The sequence below is a fragment of the Brachyspira pilosicoli genome, assembly GCF_008016535.1.
GTDB lineage: Bacteria > Spirochaetota > Brachyspiria > Brachyspirales > Brachyspiraceae > Brachyspira > Brachyspira pilosicoli_A.
On sequence record NZ_SAXY01000040.1, the window covers coordinates 15,470 to 33,670 of the forward strand.

At 26.4% G+C, this 18,201-nt stretch carries 12 protein-coding genes; 5 read left to right on the plus strand and 7 right to left on the minus strand.

Going from position 1 to position 18,201, the window contains the following annotated elements; genetic code table 11:
* The first annotated feature begins 30 nt into the window (after positions 1-30).
* Together queA and EPJ72_RS06090 are read left to right on the plus strand one after the other, a co-directional pair.
* Entirely contained in the window at positions 31-1,107 is a 1,077-nt protein-coding gene (gene queA / locus EPJ72_RS06085; RefSeq protein WP_147731311.1) for a tRNA preQ1(34) S-adenosylmethionine ribosyltransferase-isomerase QueA, read from the plus strand.
* A gap of 71 nt (positions 1,108-1,178) precedes the next feature.
* On the plus strand, positions 1,179-4,142 hold the full coding sequence (locus EPJ72_RS06090; RefSeq protein ID WP_147731312.1) for a PD-(D/E)XK nuclease family protein: 2,964 nt from the start codon (positions 1,179-1,181) through the stop codon (positions 4,140-4,142).
* Between the two features lie 405 nt (positions 4,143-4,547).
* Here the strand turns inward: EPJ72_RS06090 and EPJ72_RS06095 are convergent, their stop codons facing one another.
* The 6 genes from EPJ72_RS06095 to EPJ72_RS06120 all read right to left on the minus strand — a co-directional run bounded on the left by EPJ72_RS06095 (position 4,548) and on the right by EPJ72_RS06120 (position 11,177).
* The gene (locus EPJ72_RS06095; protein WP_147731313.1) at positions 4,548-5,444 is read right to left on the minus strand and encodes a class I SAM-dependent methyltransferase; all 897 of its coding nucleotides are present in this window, start codon (positions 5,442-5,444) and stop codon (positions 4,548-4,550) included.
* Positions 5,445-5,449: 5 nt separating this feature from the next.
* A complete protein-coding gene (gene nusA / locus EPJ72_RS06100) occupies positions 5,450-6,937 on the minus strand; it encodes a transcription termination factor NusA (protein ID WP_147731314.1) in 1,488 nt (495 codons plus the stop codon).
* Between the two features lie 26 nt (positions 6,938-6,963).
* Positions 6,964-7,509 carry a ribosome assembly cofactor RimP gene (locus EPJ72_RS06105; protein WP_147731315.1) on the minus strand — a complete coding sequence of 182 codons (546 nt, stop codon included), beginning with the start codon at positions 7,507-7,509 and terminating at the stop codon, positions 6,964-6,966.
* Between the two features lie 136 nt (positions 7,510-7,645).
* Complete coding sequence (locus tag EPJ72_RS06110) at positions 7,646-8,584, minus strand: NAD(P)/FAD-dependent oxidoreductase (RefSeq protein WP_147731316.1); 939 nt, start codon at positions 8,582-8,584, stop codon at positions 7,646-7,648.
* A gap of 75 nt (positions 8,585-8,659) precedes the next feature.
* On the minus strand, positions 8,660-10,123 hold the full coding sequence (locus EPJ72_RS06115) for an AlbA family DNA-binding domain-containing protein (RefSeq protein ID WP_147731317.1): 1,464 nt from the start codon (positions 10,121-10,123) through the stop codon (positions 8,660-8,662).
* 265 nt (positions 10,124-10,388) lie between these two features.
* On the minus strand, positions 10,389-11,177 hold the full coding sequence (locus EPJ72_RS06120; protein ID WP_147731318.1) for a hypothetical protein: 789 nt from the start codon (positions 11,175-11,177) through the stop codon (positions 10,389-10,391).
* 170 nt (positions 11,178-11,347) lie between these two features.
* On the opposite strand from EPJ72_RS06120, the gene EPJ72_RS06125 reads away from it, so the two are divergent.
* The 3 genes from EPJ72_RS06125 (at position 11,348) to EPJ72_RS06135 (ending at position 17,607) form a co-directional block, all read left to right on the plus strand.
* On the plus strand, positions 11,348-12,847 hold the full coding sequence (locus EPJ72_RS06125; protein ID WP_147731319.1) for a DUF4026 domain-containing protein: 1,500 nt from the start codon (positions 11,348-11,350) through the stop codon (positions 12,845-12,847).
* Between the two features lie 81 nt (positions 12,848-12,928).
* Positions 12,929-13,246, plus strand: coding sequence for a hypothetical protein (locus EPJ72_RS06130; RefSeq protein ID WP_147731320.1), 318 nt, complete (start codon positions 12,929-12,931; stop codon positions 13,244-13,246).
* A 2-nt stretch (positions 13,247-13,248) separates the two neighbouring features.
* Positions 13,249-17,607: a hypothetical protein gene (locus EPJ72_RS06135; RefSeq protein WP_199749269.1), complete on the plus strand. Its 4,359-nt coding sequence runs from the start codon at positions 13,249-13,251 to the stop codon at positions 17,605-17,607.
* Here EPJ72_RS06135 and pyrR read toward each other — a convergent pair.
* Complete coding sequence (gene pyrR, locus EPJ72_RS06140) at positions 17,604-18,131, minus strand: bifunctional pyr operon transcriptional regulator/uracil phosphoribosyltransferase PyrR (protein ID WP_147731321.1); 528 nt, start codon at positions 18,129-18,131, stop codon at positions 17,604-17,606. The genes EPJ72_RS06135 and pyrR overlap by 4 nt on opposite strands.
* Between the last annotated feature and the right edge of the window lie 70 nt (positions 18,132-18,201).

The window sequence follows — 18,201 nt, forward strand, 5'->3', positions numbered from 1 at the left end:
ATTTAATTTTTTACAAAAGAGAAATATTTTATGATAGATTATTTAAATAGAGAAACTTATAATTTTTATTTACCAGACAATTTAATAGCAACAACTCCAAACTATGAAAGAGACCATTGCAAGTTAATGACAATCAACAAAAATACAGGAGAAGTAGAACATAAAATTTTCTCAGATATTATTAATTATTTAAATAAAGATGATATATTAGTTCTCAATGACAGTAAAGTAATCCCTGCAAGAATATACGCTAAAAAAAATACAGGAGGTAATTCTGAGATACTTCTTCTAAATAAATTCAATAACAGTGAAGATTTATGGGAATGCTTAATAAAAGGAAAAAACATAAAAGAAAATGATGTATTATATTTAGATTATAGCCATATAGAAAATATTGGAATAATAGAAGCTTTTATAATAAAAGATAATATATCAACAAAATTAATAAAGTTCTCAAAACCGCTCACTTCAAATATATTAGATAGAATTGGTAAAATACCTCTTCCCCCCTACATAATACAAAGCAGAAAGAAAAGAGGTGAAGAAGAATATAACGATAAAGATAAAGAGTTCTATCAAAATGTATATGCTAAAAACGAGGGAAGTATTGCTTCTCCTACTTCAGGACTTCATTTTACTAAAGAGCTTTTAGAAAAAATTAAATCTCTTGGCATTACAATTTGCTATGTTACTTTGCATGTTGTTTTTTCTACTTTTAACCCTATAAAAGAAGAAGATTTAAAAAAACATATTATGCATGAAGAGAGATTTTCTATACAAAAAGAAACCGCTAGTATAATAATAAATGCTAAAAAAGATGGAAAAAGAATAGTATCCTGCGGTACAACTGTGGCAAGGGTTTTGGAAAGCGAATATAATGATTTTAATTTTAATAGATTAGAAGGCTCTACAAATATTTTTATATATCCTCCATATAAGTTTAAATGCATAGATGCTCTCATTACAAACTTCCACACCCCGCACTCTACTCTTCTTGCTATGGTGAGTGCTTTTGCTGGTTATGATAATATTATGAATGCATACAAAATTGCTTTAGAAAATAATTATCATTTCTTCTCGTATGGAGATGCTACTTTTTTATATTAAGTTAAATACTTGATTAAATGGTATTTTAGTTTATTATAAAAAATAAATTAAAACTATGGATTTTTTATAGCATGAATAAATTATTTTTGTTTCCAAACTCTAAAGCAAGAGATAATTATCTTATAAAAGAAAATGGAAAATATTATAGCCTTGACATCACAAATTATAAAACAATATATGAATTCTATAAAAACAGTATAGATAATTTTTTAAAAAAATATTCTATAGAAAATAATGTTTGTATGTTAGAAAAAGCTATTGCTATAGTAAATATGCATTCTGCTATAAATGAGTTCGCACAAAAAAATACAAAATCAATATTATCTAAACAGGTTATTACTTATCAATTAGCTTCAAGTTTATATTCTTTTTTAGAAGAGATTAGTTTTGCTAAATTGATGTGTAATGAAAAGATAATTTTTGATGATGAGCATTTAAAAGATATAAATAAAATCATAGAAATATATAAACTTAAAAATGCTTCAATTAATGCTATCGATGAGTTTGATGCATTTGAATATTTTATTAATGCATTAAAAAATAAAAAGGTACAATATAATTATGATGAAATAAATATATATAACTTTGAAAGCCTACCTCATTTATATAGCATATTCTTAAATACAATACGAACTTCATACAACATAAAAATAAACATATTTTTAGCAGAGGAATGCATAAAAAACTTTAAGAGTTATTTTAATGATTATAATATAAATACTTATAATATATCAAATTTTGCAAAATCATTAATAAGTAAGAAAAATATAAAAAAAGATGATATAAAATTAATAACAGCATTTGGCACAAAACAAGAAGTTGATACTGTATTAGATGAAATAACAAAACTAATAGAATCAAATATTTCTTTAGAAGATATTAATATAATTTATTCTGATGCTGATAAATATCATGATATTCTAGTTGAAAGATTAAAAGAATGTAATATTGATTTTAATGAAAGAAGGGGGAATTTTATATGGAAAATGCCTCTTATACCTGTATTAATGTCTATATTTACTGTGCTTGAGAAAAAAGAGGAAATAAAAATTGATGTAGAGAACCTGATTAAAATATTATCATCTCCTTTTATAAGCAATAATGAAGAGATAAATAATTATAACCTAAGAAATACATTGTATGCTAATGAAAAAATAGTAAGTATTATGCCATTAGATGATTTTGTAAAAAACGTAAAAGATAATAAGTTTATACTAAATTTTATAGAATTATTAAAAAAACTAATATATGCCAACACTTATAAAACTATAGCAATAATATATATAGAAATATTAAAATTTTTAAAAGTAGATTTAATATTTGATAATAAGTTAATTTATAAAGATGACAATATTATTAACATTCATCAAAATACATTAAGATTATTTATAGAACTAATACTAAAACTTGAAGCAACAGAAGATGAAGATAAAATAGATTATTATGATTTTTATTCAGCATTAAGTACATTAATAGAAGACAGCTACATAAAAACAGATAAAAGCAAATATGACGCTATAACATTAAGCAATCTATATGATGCAAGAGGAATAAAAGTAAAACATTTATTTATATTAGGTATGAATAATGATTTTTTAATGAGAAAGCCAAATACTTTTTTTATGAGCAATAAACTCAGAGAAGAAATTAATAATAAATATAAAAAACATATATTTAATACTCAAAGTTTATTATCTGATATGTATTATAATTTATTTTTAAATATACTCTCTTCATTAGAAGATGATAGTAAGGTTTATTTTTCTTTTAGATTTAAAGATGATGAAGGAAATTTAGATATACCATTTTATTATTTGGAAGATATAGCATCAGAAATTGGAATAAAAGATTTTAATGATATTAACTCTTTTATTTATAGAAAAAATTATATAACAGATAATATTCACACTTCAAAAGAAAATATGATGAGCTTATTTTTTGAAAGGGAAAATTACAATTTAGAAGAAAAATATTTGAATAATAACAACAAACTTCCAATTAATATAAAAGAGATTACAAAAAGTGTTTATAATAAAATTAATAAAAATGAATATGATGATGCCAATAACAATGCAATAGAAATAATACAAAAAAAATTATTTAATAAAGATGGCATTAGTGTAAGTTACTTGCTTAATATAATGCAATGCCCTGCTAAAGTTTTATATAATGATGAATGTAAAATAGAAGCTGTATCATCTGCACTTGTTGATATAGATAAAATATTGAGAGGAAGTATTTATCATGATATATTTCATTATTTTTACAAAAATATAAAAAATAAATATGGTGATTTAAAACTAAAAACTTCAGAGTTTGATAATTATAGCAATATAGCAAAAGAAGTTATAGAAGATACTTTAATAAAACATAAAGAAATTACTGATGAAAATGATAAAAAAATAATGACTTATGAAATAAATAATATAATGAAGCATTTTATATCAAATGAAATAGAAAATATTGAAGAATATGGATTTATACCATTTGAATTTGAAAAGTCTTTTAGCGGTGTTAAAGTTTATTCTTATAATGGACTTGATGTAAAAATTAAAGGCAGAATAGACAGAATAGATTTAAGTTATAGAAATGATAAAACAATAAATGGAATAAGAATTATAGATTATAAAGGAAGCAGCTACAATATAAAAAAAATTGAAAAATCTGATAATTATGATGATATAATTAATAATTACTTACAGCCTTTACTATATTTAAAATATGCCATAGAAGAATATATAATTAAAGAAAATAAAAACATTGATGTATTTAATCAACTAGAAAAATGCGAATTAGGTTTTAGTATTTATAAAGAAGAAAATGTAGTAAATAGAAAAAATCACTATATAAAATTTGATGATAAAGAAACAATACTTACTATATTAGGATATAACGGAGAAAACATACTTTTTAATTATTTTGATAAAGTATTAAAACATATTGCAGATGGAGAGTTAATTTTTATAGCGGGTGAAAATCAATGTAGAGATTGTATATATTATAATCTATGCAAAGAGCATTATGTTTATGAATAATAATATATACCTAAACAACTATATTTTATCAAAAATAAGTTTTTTCTTCAACTTTTTCCCGCCTTCGCTCTGCGGACTTCGTCAAAGTTGCAAAAAGTGCATATATCATAATCAATATTTTATAAATATGTATAAAATATATCATAAAACCTAAATTTTAGCTACACGCTGTGGACTTCGTCAAATGCAGTCTTTTTGGTTCTTTTGGTCATACCACAAGGGCACTTCCTAAGGTCGCCCTGAAGGACTTCCTAAGGTCGCCCTGAAGGACTTCCTAAGGTCGCAAGAAGAACTGGGGGCGTGTACCCTAAGGGCACGCTTCGCAGGGGGAAAAGCCACAACAAATAAAAACTTAAAAACTATATTTTGACAAACTTAAAAATTCTCAGTATATATTTTTTTATTTTATATTTTTGCTATTAATCTAATGTTCTCTCCATAAGACCATTTATTAGCCTTACCTTTATAATCAATAAAAGTTGAATTTGGTATAATTAATGTTTTTAGAGCAAACAAAGAAAAGTTAAAATAATTACTAAAATTAGGTAAAGAGCCTTCTAATAGGCTTATTCTTAAATTTTTATTGTCTATACTAATGTTATAATTATTATATTCACTTCTTACTATTTTTAAATTGACACTTTCTACAAATTTAAGCAAATTATCCATATTAAAATTAACAATATGCTCTGTATTAAGATACCTCATAAGCATATTGTAAGAGCATTCATTAGGCATAGGAGAATTAGGTACTTCTATATATATAAATCCATTTTCTTTGAGCATACTTTTTATTTTTATTAATATCTCTTTAGGCTCTCTAAAATGCTCTATTACATGTGAAAGTATTATAATGTCATATTTAGATTTACTCTCCAAAAAGTTTTCTTTCAAATCAATATCATATTTTTTTTTGGCATAAACTCTAGCATCATCATTAAGCTCATACCCAAAAACATTATTATTATTTTTCTTAAATAAACTTAATAATAATCCGTCAAAAGCACCAATCTCGCATATATCTTTGTTTTTCAAATCTATAGTTTGTTTAATAAAATTAAATTGAGATAAACTTCTAGCATAACGCATCTTGCTTTTAGCTATTTCAAATAATTTATTTTTTATATTATTATGATATTCATTTTTGTATAATGAGTTAATCTCTTCATCGGTTGGAGAATCTATAAAGTATAAAGAACATTCATCACATTGATAAACATCTTTATACTCTCTCCAAATATTTTTAATTTCTCCAATTTTTTTATAATGATTGGAAGAACAAACTTTGCAGCTGTTTGCCATATAAATTATTCAAAAGAAAGCTCAATGCCGCATTTAGGACACTTAGTCATATCTTCAGTAATACTAGAACCGCAATTAGGACATTCATAAACTTCTATCTCTTCAACAACCTCTTCTGCAATTCCTTCATAGTTCTCATCAGTCTCTTCTACAACACTTACAACTTCTTTAAGAATATTTATTATATTATTAACAGTTTCTTCATCAAGATTAGTTTTTTCTATAATAGTATTAGCATCCATTCCATAAAGCTCTTCTATAGAATTAATGCCGCCGTCAATAAGTGTTTTTATTATATCTTTATCTATATCAGTTAATGAATATAAATTACTTACTGCTGCCTCTTGAGTATCTTCTGTATTAGCTATAGCCTCTTCATTTTCAACATTCTCTTCAACATTTTCAGCAAATATTTGATTTAAAGGAACTATGTCTTTTAATAATTCAGGATTTTCTTTAATATCAGTTTCTGTTTTAAGGTCAAAAGTATAACCAGTAAGCTGAGAAGCCAATCTTACATTATATCCGCTTCTTCCCAAAGCAAGAGATAATTGATCATCAGGTATAATAATCATAGCCTCTTTTTTATCAGGGTCTGTAATAATTATTCTAGTAGGTTTAGCAGGTGCAATAGCCTCTGCAATATACTCTCTAATATCTTTAGACCATTTTAGAACATCAATCTTTTCACCTTCAATCTCTTTTATAATAGCCTGTATTCTTATACCCTTCTGTCCAATACAAGCTCCTATTGGATCAACTTCAGGCTTGTTTGATACTACTGCTATTTTTATTTTTAATCCCGGCTGTCTTACAACATTCTTTATCTCTATAGTTCCATCAGCAATCTCTGGAATCTCTAATTCAAATAATTTCTTAATAAAATCAGCTTTAGTTCTAGTTAAATATATAGTAGGATGTCCTGATCTATCATTTTCTACTTTATATATATATGCCCTTATTCTATCTCCTGCAGAATAATGCTCTCTTGGAGATAAATCTTTTTTTAGTAAAACACCTTCAGTCTTACCTAAATTCACATATATATTGCCTCTGTTTTCTCTTTGGAAATATCCATTTACTAATTGATTTTCTCTTCTTTTGAATTCATTATATATAATATTTTTTTCAAGCTCAGAAATCTTTTGAAAAAAAGTAGTTTTAGCAGCAGTGCTCTCTATTCTTCCAAAATCTCCAACATGATCAACCAATATTAAAACCTCATCACCCAAGTTAATATCGCTGTCAAGTTTCTTAGCCTCTTCTAAAGATATCTCTTTTCTGTCATCTTTTACCTCTTCAACAACATTAACTCCTCTATATACTGTAGGATTATTATTATTATCAAAATTAATGTGAAAGTTTACATTATCTCCATATTTCTTTTTTAAAGCCAAAATCATAACAGATTCTACAACCTCTTTAAGCAAATCAATACTTATATCTTTTTCTTCAGATAGAATTTGCAAATAAGTACCAACATTTTCAAACATAATTAATTCTCCATTTTTGTTTTTTACTAGCAATTTAATCTAGTTTTTATAATATTAGATTTTAATATCTTTATATCAACATTATCATCATTCTTTATAATAATATAATCATCTTTAGCTTCTTTTAATATAGCCGTAGTAGTAATATAATTGTCATCATCTATCTTGTATTTAATCTTTATAGGCATATCCTCAAAAAGCTCATAATTATCATCAAATTTCCATCTAAACCCAGCAGAAGATACAGTAATAGTATAATCACCCTCATCATAACCATTATTTTTTATTACTTCTTGAATTACTCTTGTTGCTTCAATACAATGATTATGTGAAACACTCTCTTTTTTCTTAAATATAACAGCATAAACTTTTTTATTATCTTTAACCGCAAGCACTTTCAAATCTAATAAATAAATATTATGCTTTTCTATTAATTTTTTAGCATTCTCAAAAAGCAGCTCTTGGTCTATTACTTTAACTTCATCTTTTTTAATGGGCTTAACTTTTTTCTTTTTAGCATCTCTGCCGTATTCTTTTTGCCTCTGCGGTCTTCTATTGTTTTTTTCGCTCATAATACTAAATGTTAACAAAAAAAGAGAGTCAGTTTTTCCCTTGTGGGAGATAAAACCAACACTCTTTTATTAAAGTCCTATTGATTATAAAATTAATTCTATATCAATAAATATTTTTGTCAAGCATTTTTAAAAATTAAAGATGAGATAAATACTCAGTAACTCTCACAGCTGCCACTGCACCCTCGCCCACAGCATTAGCAACCTGTCTTACAGGCTTAAATACAGAATCTCCGCAAGCAAAAACTCCGTCTATATTAGCAGCCATAGTAGCCATATCAACTATAATATGTCCGCTTTCTTTCATAGCAAGACCAGTATCTTTTAATATGCCAGTAGCAGGCTCTTGTCCCACAAATACAAATACGCCGTCTACAGCTTGTTCATGTATAGAATTATCTAATACATTTTTTATTTTTATATTAGTAACTTTTCCGTCTCCGCAAATCTCATCTATCACACTGTCTAAAACATATTCTACTTTGCCAGTATTAGTTAAATGTTCTATATTGATAGCATCAGCTCTAAACTCTTTTCTTCTATGAACTAAATATATTTTCTTAACGAATCTAGTAAGGAAATAAGCCTCATCAAAAGCACTGTTTCCTCCTCCAACTACAGCAACAGTTTTGTTTCTGTAAAAAGCTCCATCACAAGTAGCACAATATGAAACACCCCTTCCAGCAAACTCTTCTTCACCCTTAGTGCCTAATTTCTTGGAAAATCCACCCATAGCAAGTATTATCGTTTTGGTCTGATAAGTTTTTCCGTCTGCAGTATGTATTGTTTTTATTTTATCTTTAATATTTTCTATTTTTGTTACATCATCATAAACTATAGGGTTCTTAGAAAATTTTTCAGCATGCCTTTGCATTCTGTCAACAAGTTCAAAAGAAGTCATCTCCTCTGGAAAACCTAAATAATTTTCAACAGTATCAGTACTCATCATCTGTCCGCCAATACCTTTTTTCTCTATAAGCAAAGAATTAGTTAAAGCTCTTCCCAAATAAAGCAAAGCAGAAAGACCAGCAGGACCGCCTCCTATAACAATAGAATCATATATATTATTTGACATAATAGAACTCCCTTTTTATTAGTAATCATTATTATATTGTATTTTTTTAAATTAGTCAAACATTTTGTTATAGTATTATAACTTTTTGAAATGCTTGTTAATATAGGCTATGATTTCGCTAGCATTTGCTATTTCCCGAGATGAATTGCCAACTCTAATAAAGAATTTTTCCTCTTTAAGACCTTGTTTATTGGTAATCTTACTATATACAGGTTCTCTGCTTTTACTTATATAAACAATACATATGTCTTTTCCTTCTTCTTCAACAAAGTCTATTCTAATATTTTCAGCAGAAAAAGCATTGCCGTAATAGGTTTCAACTAAAGTTCTAAGATGAAGCTCAAAGAAATCTTTATTAGGCTGTTTTAAAGTGGAATAATCATGGTCAAGACCTATAATTTCTCCGTCATTAGTAATTCCTATAAAAAGTCTTCCTCCTTCTGTGTTAGCAAATGCCGCAATGGACTTCATTATCACTTCTTCTAAAGATTTATTTATCTTTTCTGTATTGCTGTCATATCTTAAAGTTGACTTAAACTCTATATTTGTACTTTCGCCCTCTTTTATAATGTTTTTAATATTCATATGATTGTTTCTCAAATCTTCTATTATCCTTACATAATGAGCAGAAAACATTACTATTAATCCTATTGTAAGAAGTATAAATATAACAAAGAAAAGTATAATAGGTACTTGTATTTTATTTATCAAAGATTTTTCTGGAATTATAATTCCTATTTCAACTTTATTTTCTGATACACTAAAATTACCCTTATAACCCCAATAATGCTTATTATTATAAACTACTTTGGCTATATCTTCATTTTCATTTTTTTGAAATTCATAATTAAGCATATCCGCTATTTCAACAAAATCCATAGTGTTTTCATTGGTATTAGACAAAGATATAGGGAAAATTATTCTGCTGTTTCCTGTAACTAAATAAGCATATATATTATTCATATTTTTTATGTCTAAATTATCAAACTTTACATTAAACTCTGAAATATATTCAAAAGCAACATTCTCACTTGCAATATAAATTAAATGTATATAAGGCTTGCCGTCTTTTACATAAAAAGAGTCTATACTAAGCTGCTCCATTGGTATTGCAGAATATTTTTGCATATTATTCGCGGCAATAGTACCCTGAACCTTATAACCATTACCTGATTTAGTAATAGACATATAACTGTCTCCAAACTGCATAGCTGCTTTTTCTATAAAAGTATGCTTTGGAAAAAAATTAGTTATTAAAACCTTATAAACATCCGGAGCTTGATTGATTATATCAAATATAGGCGTCATTTGCATAGAAAAATAGTAGGTGGGGTAATATATTTTTGAATATTCCTCTACTACGCTGTTTTTTACATCTTGAAAAAGAGACTTAAAAAGAAACTTTACAGGCACTGGGCTTCGCATTTGAAAATATACAAACCCTGATACAGATATAAACAGAAATACTAACAGCACATCCTTAAGTATCTTATTACGCAGCTCAGATTTTGAGATAAATCTCCCAGATATTATTTTCATGCCATATCCATAGTACCTATTTTTCTTATTATTACACTATAATAACATAATATAATTATAATATCAACATATAAAATATCAACATATAAAAAAATAATAAAAAGTCAATACATAAATATTGGTAATTATATACTAAATACACCCAATTTGTTAATCTAATGAATATAAATTACACCATATCATAACAAGGGGCTTAAGCCCCTTGTTTAATATTTAGTAAATGGGTTTATTTTATATATAGATACCTAAATATTATAATATTTTTTTATGGTGTAGCTTTTACAAAGTTATAATTAGTATTTTGTTTTTCAAAAGTTCTATCAGGGTCGTAATTGTAGAAACTTATCCACTGAGCATCATTAAACAATATATCTGCTCTATAATTAGTATTTTTAGTGCTAGCATCAGTTGTCAGTTCATCGGGTCTTAATATAATAAGCTCATCAAATCCAGCGTTTTGGAAATTTTCAGATTTTGTCATAGCTCTGGTAACAGCACCCCCTGCGGTGCTGTTTTCTTCTTCTCTATAAATCCCTGCTATAGTATAATTTCCTAATAATGAAGAATTAGCAGTTTTTATAGCAGGTGCAGCATCTGTAGCATCAGGGTATATTATTACTAAACAAACACCTCTAAATTGCTTATTTCTAGCTGTTGTTGTTCCTGCATTTTTATTTGCTTCTTTTTTTATAAGATTCAAATCCTTATCAAAAGTATAAGTTTCTTTATTGTCATTTTTAGATAATTCAAATCGAGCTTTTCCGCTTTGAGAATCTATTATCATATTAGAATAAGCTTCAAGCAATTTATCAGTATCTGATATTTTATATTGGTTTGTTATAATAGTTCCATTATCTCCAAGTATCAAAACATCATAATAACCATAACCAGAATTTAAATCATTATTACCCCCGCTGTTTGTATTGCTGCTGCCTGTATTATTATTTGTTATTCCTTCCTCAATTTTAGGGGGAGAAGATAACACACTTCTCGGATTTTGTTTGCAGGACAAAGACGTAAATAAAAAGAACAAAACTAAAAATAATATTTTCATAATATGCCCCCAAAAAATTATTAGTATATATATTATTATAATCATATTAAAAAATATTTCAATCAAAAATAACAATTTAATAGTAAAAAATTAATAAATATATTTATAATTGCAAAAAAATATTTTTTATTTTATCATATAGTATTATTTTTTAAGAGGTTTAGCAAAATATGGATTATAATGAAAAACTATATAATGTATTTTCAAATAAGGAACATAGATTAGAATCTTGGATGGCGGCTGTATTTTCTAAAGAATATGACCATAATGTAACTATAGATGAGCTTAAAGATATTTTAGCAGAAGAAAACAGCTTTATAGTTACAGAATTAAAAGAAGTAGAAAAAGAAAATTATATAAGAGAAAACTCTAAATGGGAAATTATATTAAAAGCAGAATATATAGAAGAATATGATGACTGCGATGACTGCAGTGATTGCAATAATAAAGAATGCGATAACGGCAGCGAAGAAAATGAATGCTCTTGCTCTCATAGCCACAGCGAAGAACATCAATGCTCATGCGGACATCACCATGAAGAAGAACATCAATGCTCTTGCGGCAGCCATGATGATAACATAAAACAAAACGATGAGCTTACATTCTACATAGCATTAATAGATGCAAAAACCGTAACTCAAAATGTACCTGAAATATTCTCAGTTAATACAATAAAAGAAGAAAATTATAAAGAGGCTTTAGAAGTAAATTACGCCGTACATATATCAACAGTATTTCAAAATTATCCTCTTACAGACTATCAAAGACAATTACAATTATTAAACAGCATAGTAGCAGATGCTTCATTATTTTTAGATATGTCTTGTTCTACAGCACGTTCTGGAGATTGGCTTGCATATACTGCTACATTCTCTCTTTTGCCTTCATTAGACTATCTCTATACTATTCATGCTATATATGATGATGATAAAGACCCTAACAAAGTAGAATATTGGTTTCATACGCATGGGTTATACAGAGCAGGTGTAATAGAATTAGAAATTGTTGGAGTTGAGGATTCTAATGCTCATTATGGAGAATTATTAAACACTGCAGCAAAACTATTTATAGAAAGAGGCGTTCCTGAAAAAGGTTTTAAATTTACTCCTGCTTATGGTGTTAGTGTTTGCTGGCTTCCTTGGCAGGAGGCTTTAGAAAAACTTAATATTGACAAAGATTTTTCTGGAAGCTATAAAGACAGAAATGATAATATACATAACACTCCTTCTGGTGTATTAGTAGCTGTAGATGAAAAAGGAAATTACCATACTATGGACTACTATAAAGATAAACTTACAGATAATCCTATTTTTATGCTTAGCAATTTTGAAACTGCTATAATGAGAGAAGCTGCTTTTGAAAAAATAGAATATTTTATAGAGCTATTAACAAAGAAAAAGAAAGATGAGGATATTTCGTTTTTAGTAAAATTAGGTTATGCCAGAGAAGACGAAGACCCTAATGATTTAGAGCATTTATGGTTTGAGGTTCATGATTTTACTGATGATGGATATTTTGATGCTACATTAATAAATGAGCCTTATAAAGATTTGAATATGCATGAAGGCGACAGAGGAATGCATAGCATAGAAAATCTTACAGATTGGATAATATACTATAAATCTGTACATTATGACTCTAAAAATATATATTTATTATTTGAAGATTAAATTTATAATTTCTTGACCTTATATAGAAATAATGATATCATTAATAGTATAAAGTATTATAATTTATTTTTATAAATAGAAATGAAAGAAAAAATTATTTGTCTATCTTTTATTTTATTGGTTTTTTTATTTGGTATTATAATTAATACTTTTTATAATAATGATACCAATACTAAAAGATATATAAAAGTAACTATGAATGGTGCTGTAAGACATTCAGGTGTATATTTTTGCGAATATGGTTCTTCTTTTGCTGAACTTATTGAATCAGCCGGCGGAATTACAGAAAGAGGATATTTGCCTGAAGGATTAGATTACAATATGCCGATTACAAATGATATAATTATAAATATACCAACTAAGTATTACAGCATTAAAAAAAATACTGAAGGGAGATAAAATTGAAATTAAATAATTCAAATATTTTTGATGATAATAATGATATCTCTCTCGATGAATATGATATAGATTCTCTTATAGATAAAAATATAGAAATTAATGAAAACAATTTTCCTACTGTAGCTATAGGTATTGAATCGCCTACTATACACAGCTCTATAATAGATGATAATATAACTTCTACAGCAGATGAAAATATAGAAGCAGAAAATAATAATCAAGAAACTGTAGATGCTTATACAGAAGAAGAGAATCAGGCATATAATGAAATAGAAAGCAATGTTGGAATATCTGAAGATGATTTGAATGCTATAAGTGATGTTGATGATTTTAATTTGGAGAGTCATTTTCAAAGTGTAAATAATGATGAAACTATATCAGCATATACGGAAGAAGAAAATAGAGCATACAATGAAATAGAGAGCAATATTGGAATATCTGAAGATGAGTTGAATGCGATAGGCAGTGTTGATGATTTTAATTTGGAGAGCTTTTTTGCTGATAGTGCATCTAATAGTATAGAAGAAAATAACATCACTGAAACAAATACTATCAATAGCGAAGAGAGTATTGATACAGATGAAAGTTTTGAAGAAAATAATATAACAGACAATGATATTAACAATGAAAGTATAGAGGCATACACAGAAGAAGAAAATAGAGCATATAATGAAATAGAAAGCAATGTTGGAATATCTGAAGATGATTTGAATGCTATAAATGATGTTGATGATTTTAATTTAGAGAGTTTCTTTGCTAATAGTGAAATTAATACAGAAGAGGCATCAAATAATAATACTGAAGAAAATATTATAAATAATGAAGATACTGCTGCAGATGAAAGTTCTGAAAATAATTCTTTAGAAAATGAAACAAGCGTAGTAGAAATTGTTGAAGAGAATAACAATATTAATGATGAAAGTACTGAAGACAACACTTACACAATTGAAGAAAATGATAATAACACTTTTGAAACCACTGTTAATGATGAGATAAATAATGTTTTAAATAATTATTTAGAATCTGAAAGCTATGAAAGTAATATTGATTTAGAAAATACAGAAACTAAAGAAAATATTGATGACTCTTCTGTAAATAATGAAATAGATAATGAAGTAATTGATGAGTTAGAAAAATTAGATGATTTAGTTGAAGACTTAGAAAACGCAGAAGATATAGAAAACAATAATAATGATATAGCTGATATAGTATCTCAAGGTTTAGCTGAAATAGAGAATCTTGAATATGCTGAAAGTAATGCTTTAGAAAATGATAATGATGTAGTAGAAATTGTTGAAGAAGATAATAATATTAATGAAAATAATGAGAATATAGAAGATAATACTGATAACATTATTGAAGAAAATGACAATACTTTTGAAACCACTGTTAATGATGAGATAAATAATGTTTTAAATAATTATTTAGAATCTGAAAGCTATGAAAGTAATATTGATTTAGAAAATACAGAAACTAAAGAAAATATTGATGACTCTTCTGTAAATAATGAAATAGATAATGAAGTAATTGATGAATTAGAAAAATTAGATGATTTAGTTGAAAACTTAGAAAATACAGAAGATATAGAAAACAATAATAATGATATAGCTGATATAGTATCGCAGGGTTTAGCTGAAATAGAGAATATTGAATATGCTGAAAATAATGTTTTAGAAAACGATGATGATGTAGTAGAAATTGTTGAAGAAAATAATAATATTAATAATAATGATAATATAGAAGATAATACTGATAACATCATTGAAGAAAATATTCATAATATTGATGTTCCTGATATTGATGATGTTGATTATATAGATGAGTCAAATTATATTAATGAAAATAATAATCAAGATGATATTATAGAATTGTCTGGAAACGAACTTGATTTAATAACTAAAGATGAAAATATTGAATATAAATATATAAATAATAATAATAAAGAGTATGATATGAATAAAATAAAAAAAGATATAGAAGAATTAGAAATATATGAATTATCTGATGAAGAAAATAATATATATAACAATCAGATATTAGATGAAAGTAATAATGAAGCATATGAACTTACAGATGAAGAAGTAAATATGTATAAGGACTATATAGAAAATAATGAATTAGAAGATAATGAGCTTTCTAATGAAGAGATAGATATGTATAAAAGCTATATAGAAGGTAAAGAATACATAAATACTTCAGAAAATATTGATAATTCAAAAGATATTAACAAAGAAGATATTAATGAACTTACAGATGAAGAAATAAATATGTACAAAAATTACATAGATAAAGATGAATCTGAAATAGATTATTTAACAGATGAAGAAGAATTAATGTATAAAGCTTATATAGAGAATAACAGTTCTGATAATTCTGCAGAAGAAATTATAACAACTAATAATTTATCTAATACATCAGATACAGAAGAAATAAATAATAATGTAGAATTAGTTCAAGATATTCAAGAAAGAACTAAAATAATAATAGAAGAGGCTAAAAAAGAAGAACAAGCTAAAGAAGAAGAAAAAGAAAGCAATGACTTTTTAGCTAAATTAAAGAAAATGAATGAGGAATATAAAAAGGAAGAAGAGGATAAAAAAGAAGAGCAAACTAAAGAAGAAGAAAAAGAAAGCAATGACTTTTTGGCTAAATTAAAGCAAATGAATGAGGAATATAAAAAGGAAGAAGAGGATAAAAAAGAAGAGCAAACTAAAGAAGAAGAAAAAGAAAGCAATGACTTTTTGGCTAAATTAAAGAAAATGAATGAGGAATATAAAAAGGAAGAAGAGGATAAAAAAGAAGAACAAGCTAAAGAAGAAGAAAAAGAAAGCAATGACTTTTTGGCTAAATTAAAGCAAATGAATGCAGAATACATAGAAGAAGAGGAAAAAAAAAACGAAAAACTAATTAAAAAAAAAGTTGAAAATATAGATGAATCTGCAATAGACGACAATACTCTAATAGGCGATGATGAAGCAGAAGAACTAATAATAGATGACAACATTTTAATAGGTGATGACGAAACTGAAGAACTAACAATAGATGACAATACTCTAATAGGCGATGATGAAATAGAAGAAAATATAGATGATAAAGAAGAAGTAGTAATAGATGATAATACTTTAATAGGCGATGACGAAACTGATACTAAAATAGACGACAACATTTTAATAGGCGATGATGAAACTGATACTAAAATAGACGATAACATTTTAATAGGCGATGATGAAGCAGAAGAACTAATAATAGATGACAACATTTTAATAGGTGATGACGAGACAGAAGAAACTAAAATTGATGATAATACTCTAATAGGCGATGATGAAATAGAAGAAGCTAAAATAGATGACAACACTCTAATAGGCGATGATGAGACAGAACAAAATAAAATTGATGATAATACTCTAATAGGCGATGACGAAACAGATACTAAAATAGAAGACAACATTTTAATAGGTGATGACGAGACAGAAGAAACTAAAATTGATGATAATACTCTAATAGGCGATGACGAAACTGATACTAAAATAGAAGACAACATTTTAATAGGTGATGATGAGACAGAAGAAACTAAAATTGATGATAATACTCTAATAGGCGATGATGAAATAGAAGAAGCTAAAATAGATGACAACACTCTAATAGGCGATGATGAAATAGAAGAAAATATAGATGATAAAGAAGAAGTAGTAATAGATGATAATACTTTAATAGGCAATGATGAAGAATTAGAAGAAATTGTTGAAAATAATTTAGAAAAATTAAATGAAATTATGGAATTAAATGCTGTTAACAAAATAAAAGATTCCGATTTAAGTATTATGGAACGTCTTATATCAGGACAAAGTGATGAAGATGGTCATGAACTTATACATATAGATAATAAAAAGAGTAATAATACTAATAAGAAATCTGTTGAAGAATATGATGAAACAGATAAACTTCTAACAAAGGAAAATATAATGGCTGAAGAAAAAGAATTATATGAAACAGAAAAAAATAATATAGAAACAAATGTAAAAGTGGAAGATGAATTTAGCCTTAATGAAGATATAGATAAAAAAGAAAATACAGAATACAATCCAAATGAAGATTTTGACGGAGAAATAAGTCAATTAGATTTAGATTTTGCTATAAAGATGTTTGAAGCTGAAGAAAATAGCAATAATAATAATAATGAAATGACATATTGCGGCAAAAATGATCTTTTACTTTCAGAAAGTGAAATGAATAAATTTAAAAAACTATTCTCATACTTCAAAAAAATACTAGAAAAGATGCCAGCTGAATATTTAAAAGATTTTTCTAAAACAGAGTTTTATGATCTTTACTCATCTTTAAGCAGAAAATTTGACGATTAAGCCTTATCTTTAAGTAAAACTATATCCTCGCCTTCTAATTCTTTCATTCTTACAGATATATACTGATCAGCAGGAACATTTAATGCAAGTCCAACATAATTTGCAGATATAGGAAGCTCTCTTCCAAATCTATCAACTAATACAAGTAAAACAACTCTTTGAGGTCTGCCATATTCAAATAAAGCATTTAAAGCAGCTCTAATAGTTCTGCCTGTATAAAGTACATCATCTACAAGAAGAACAGTTTTTCCTGTAATATCAAAAGGTATGTCAGTTTCTTTAATTTCAGGGAATTCTGATAAAGTAGATAAATCATCTCTATAGAGGTTAATATCAATAGCACCTATAGGTATATCTATATTTATTTTCTCTTCTATAAGTTTTTTAAGTCTTACAGCCAAATAATCGCCTCTTCTTCTTATACCCACAATAGAAAGTTTATCCATATTTTCTTTCTCAATTACTTCAGCAGCAAGTCTTGGAAGTACTTTTTCATAATCTTCAGCTTTTAATAAAACTCTCATCAATATAACCCCTTTATTTATCTTTGTTAAAAACACACTTTTGATTATAATATTAAAGTAAAAAAAATCA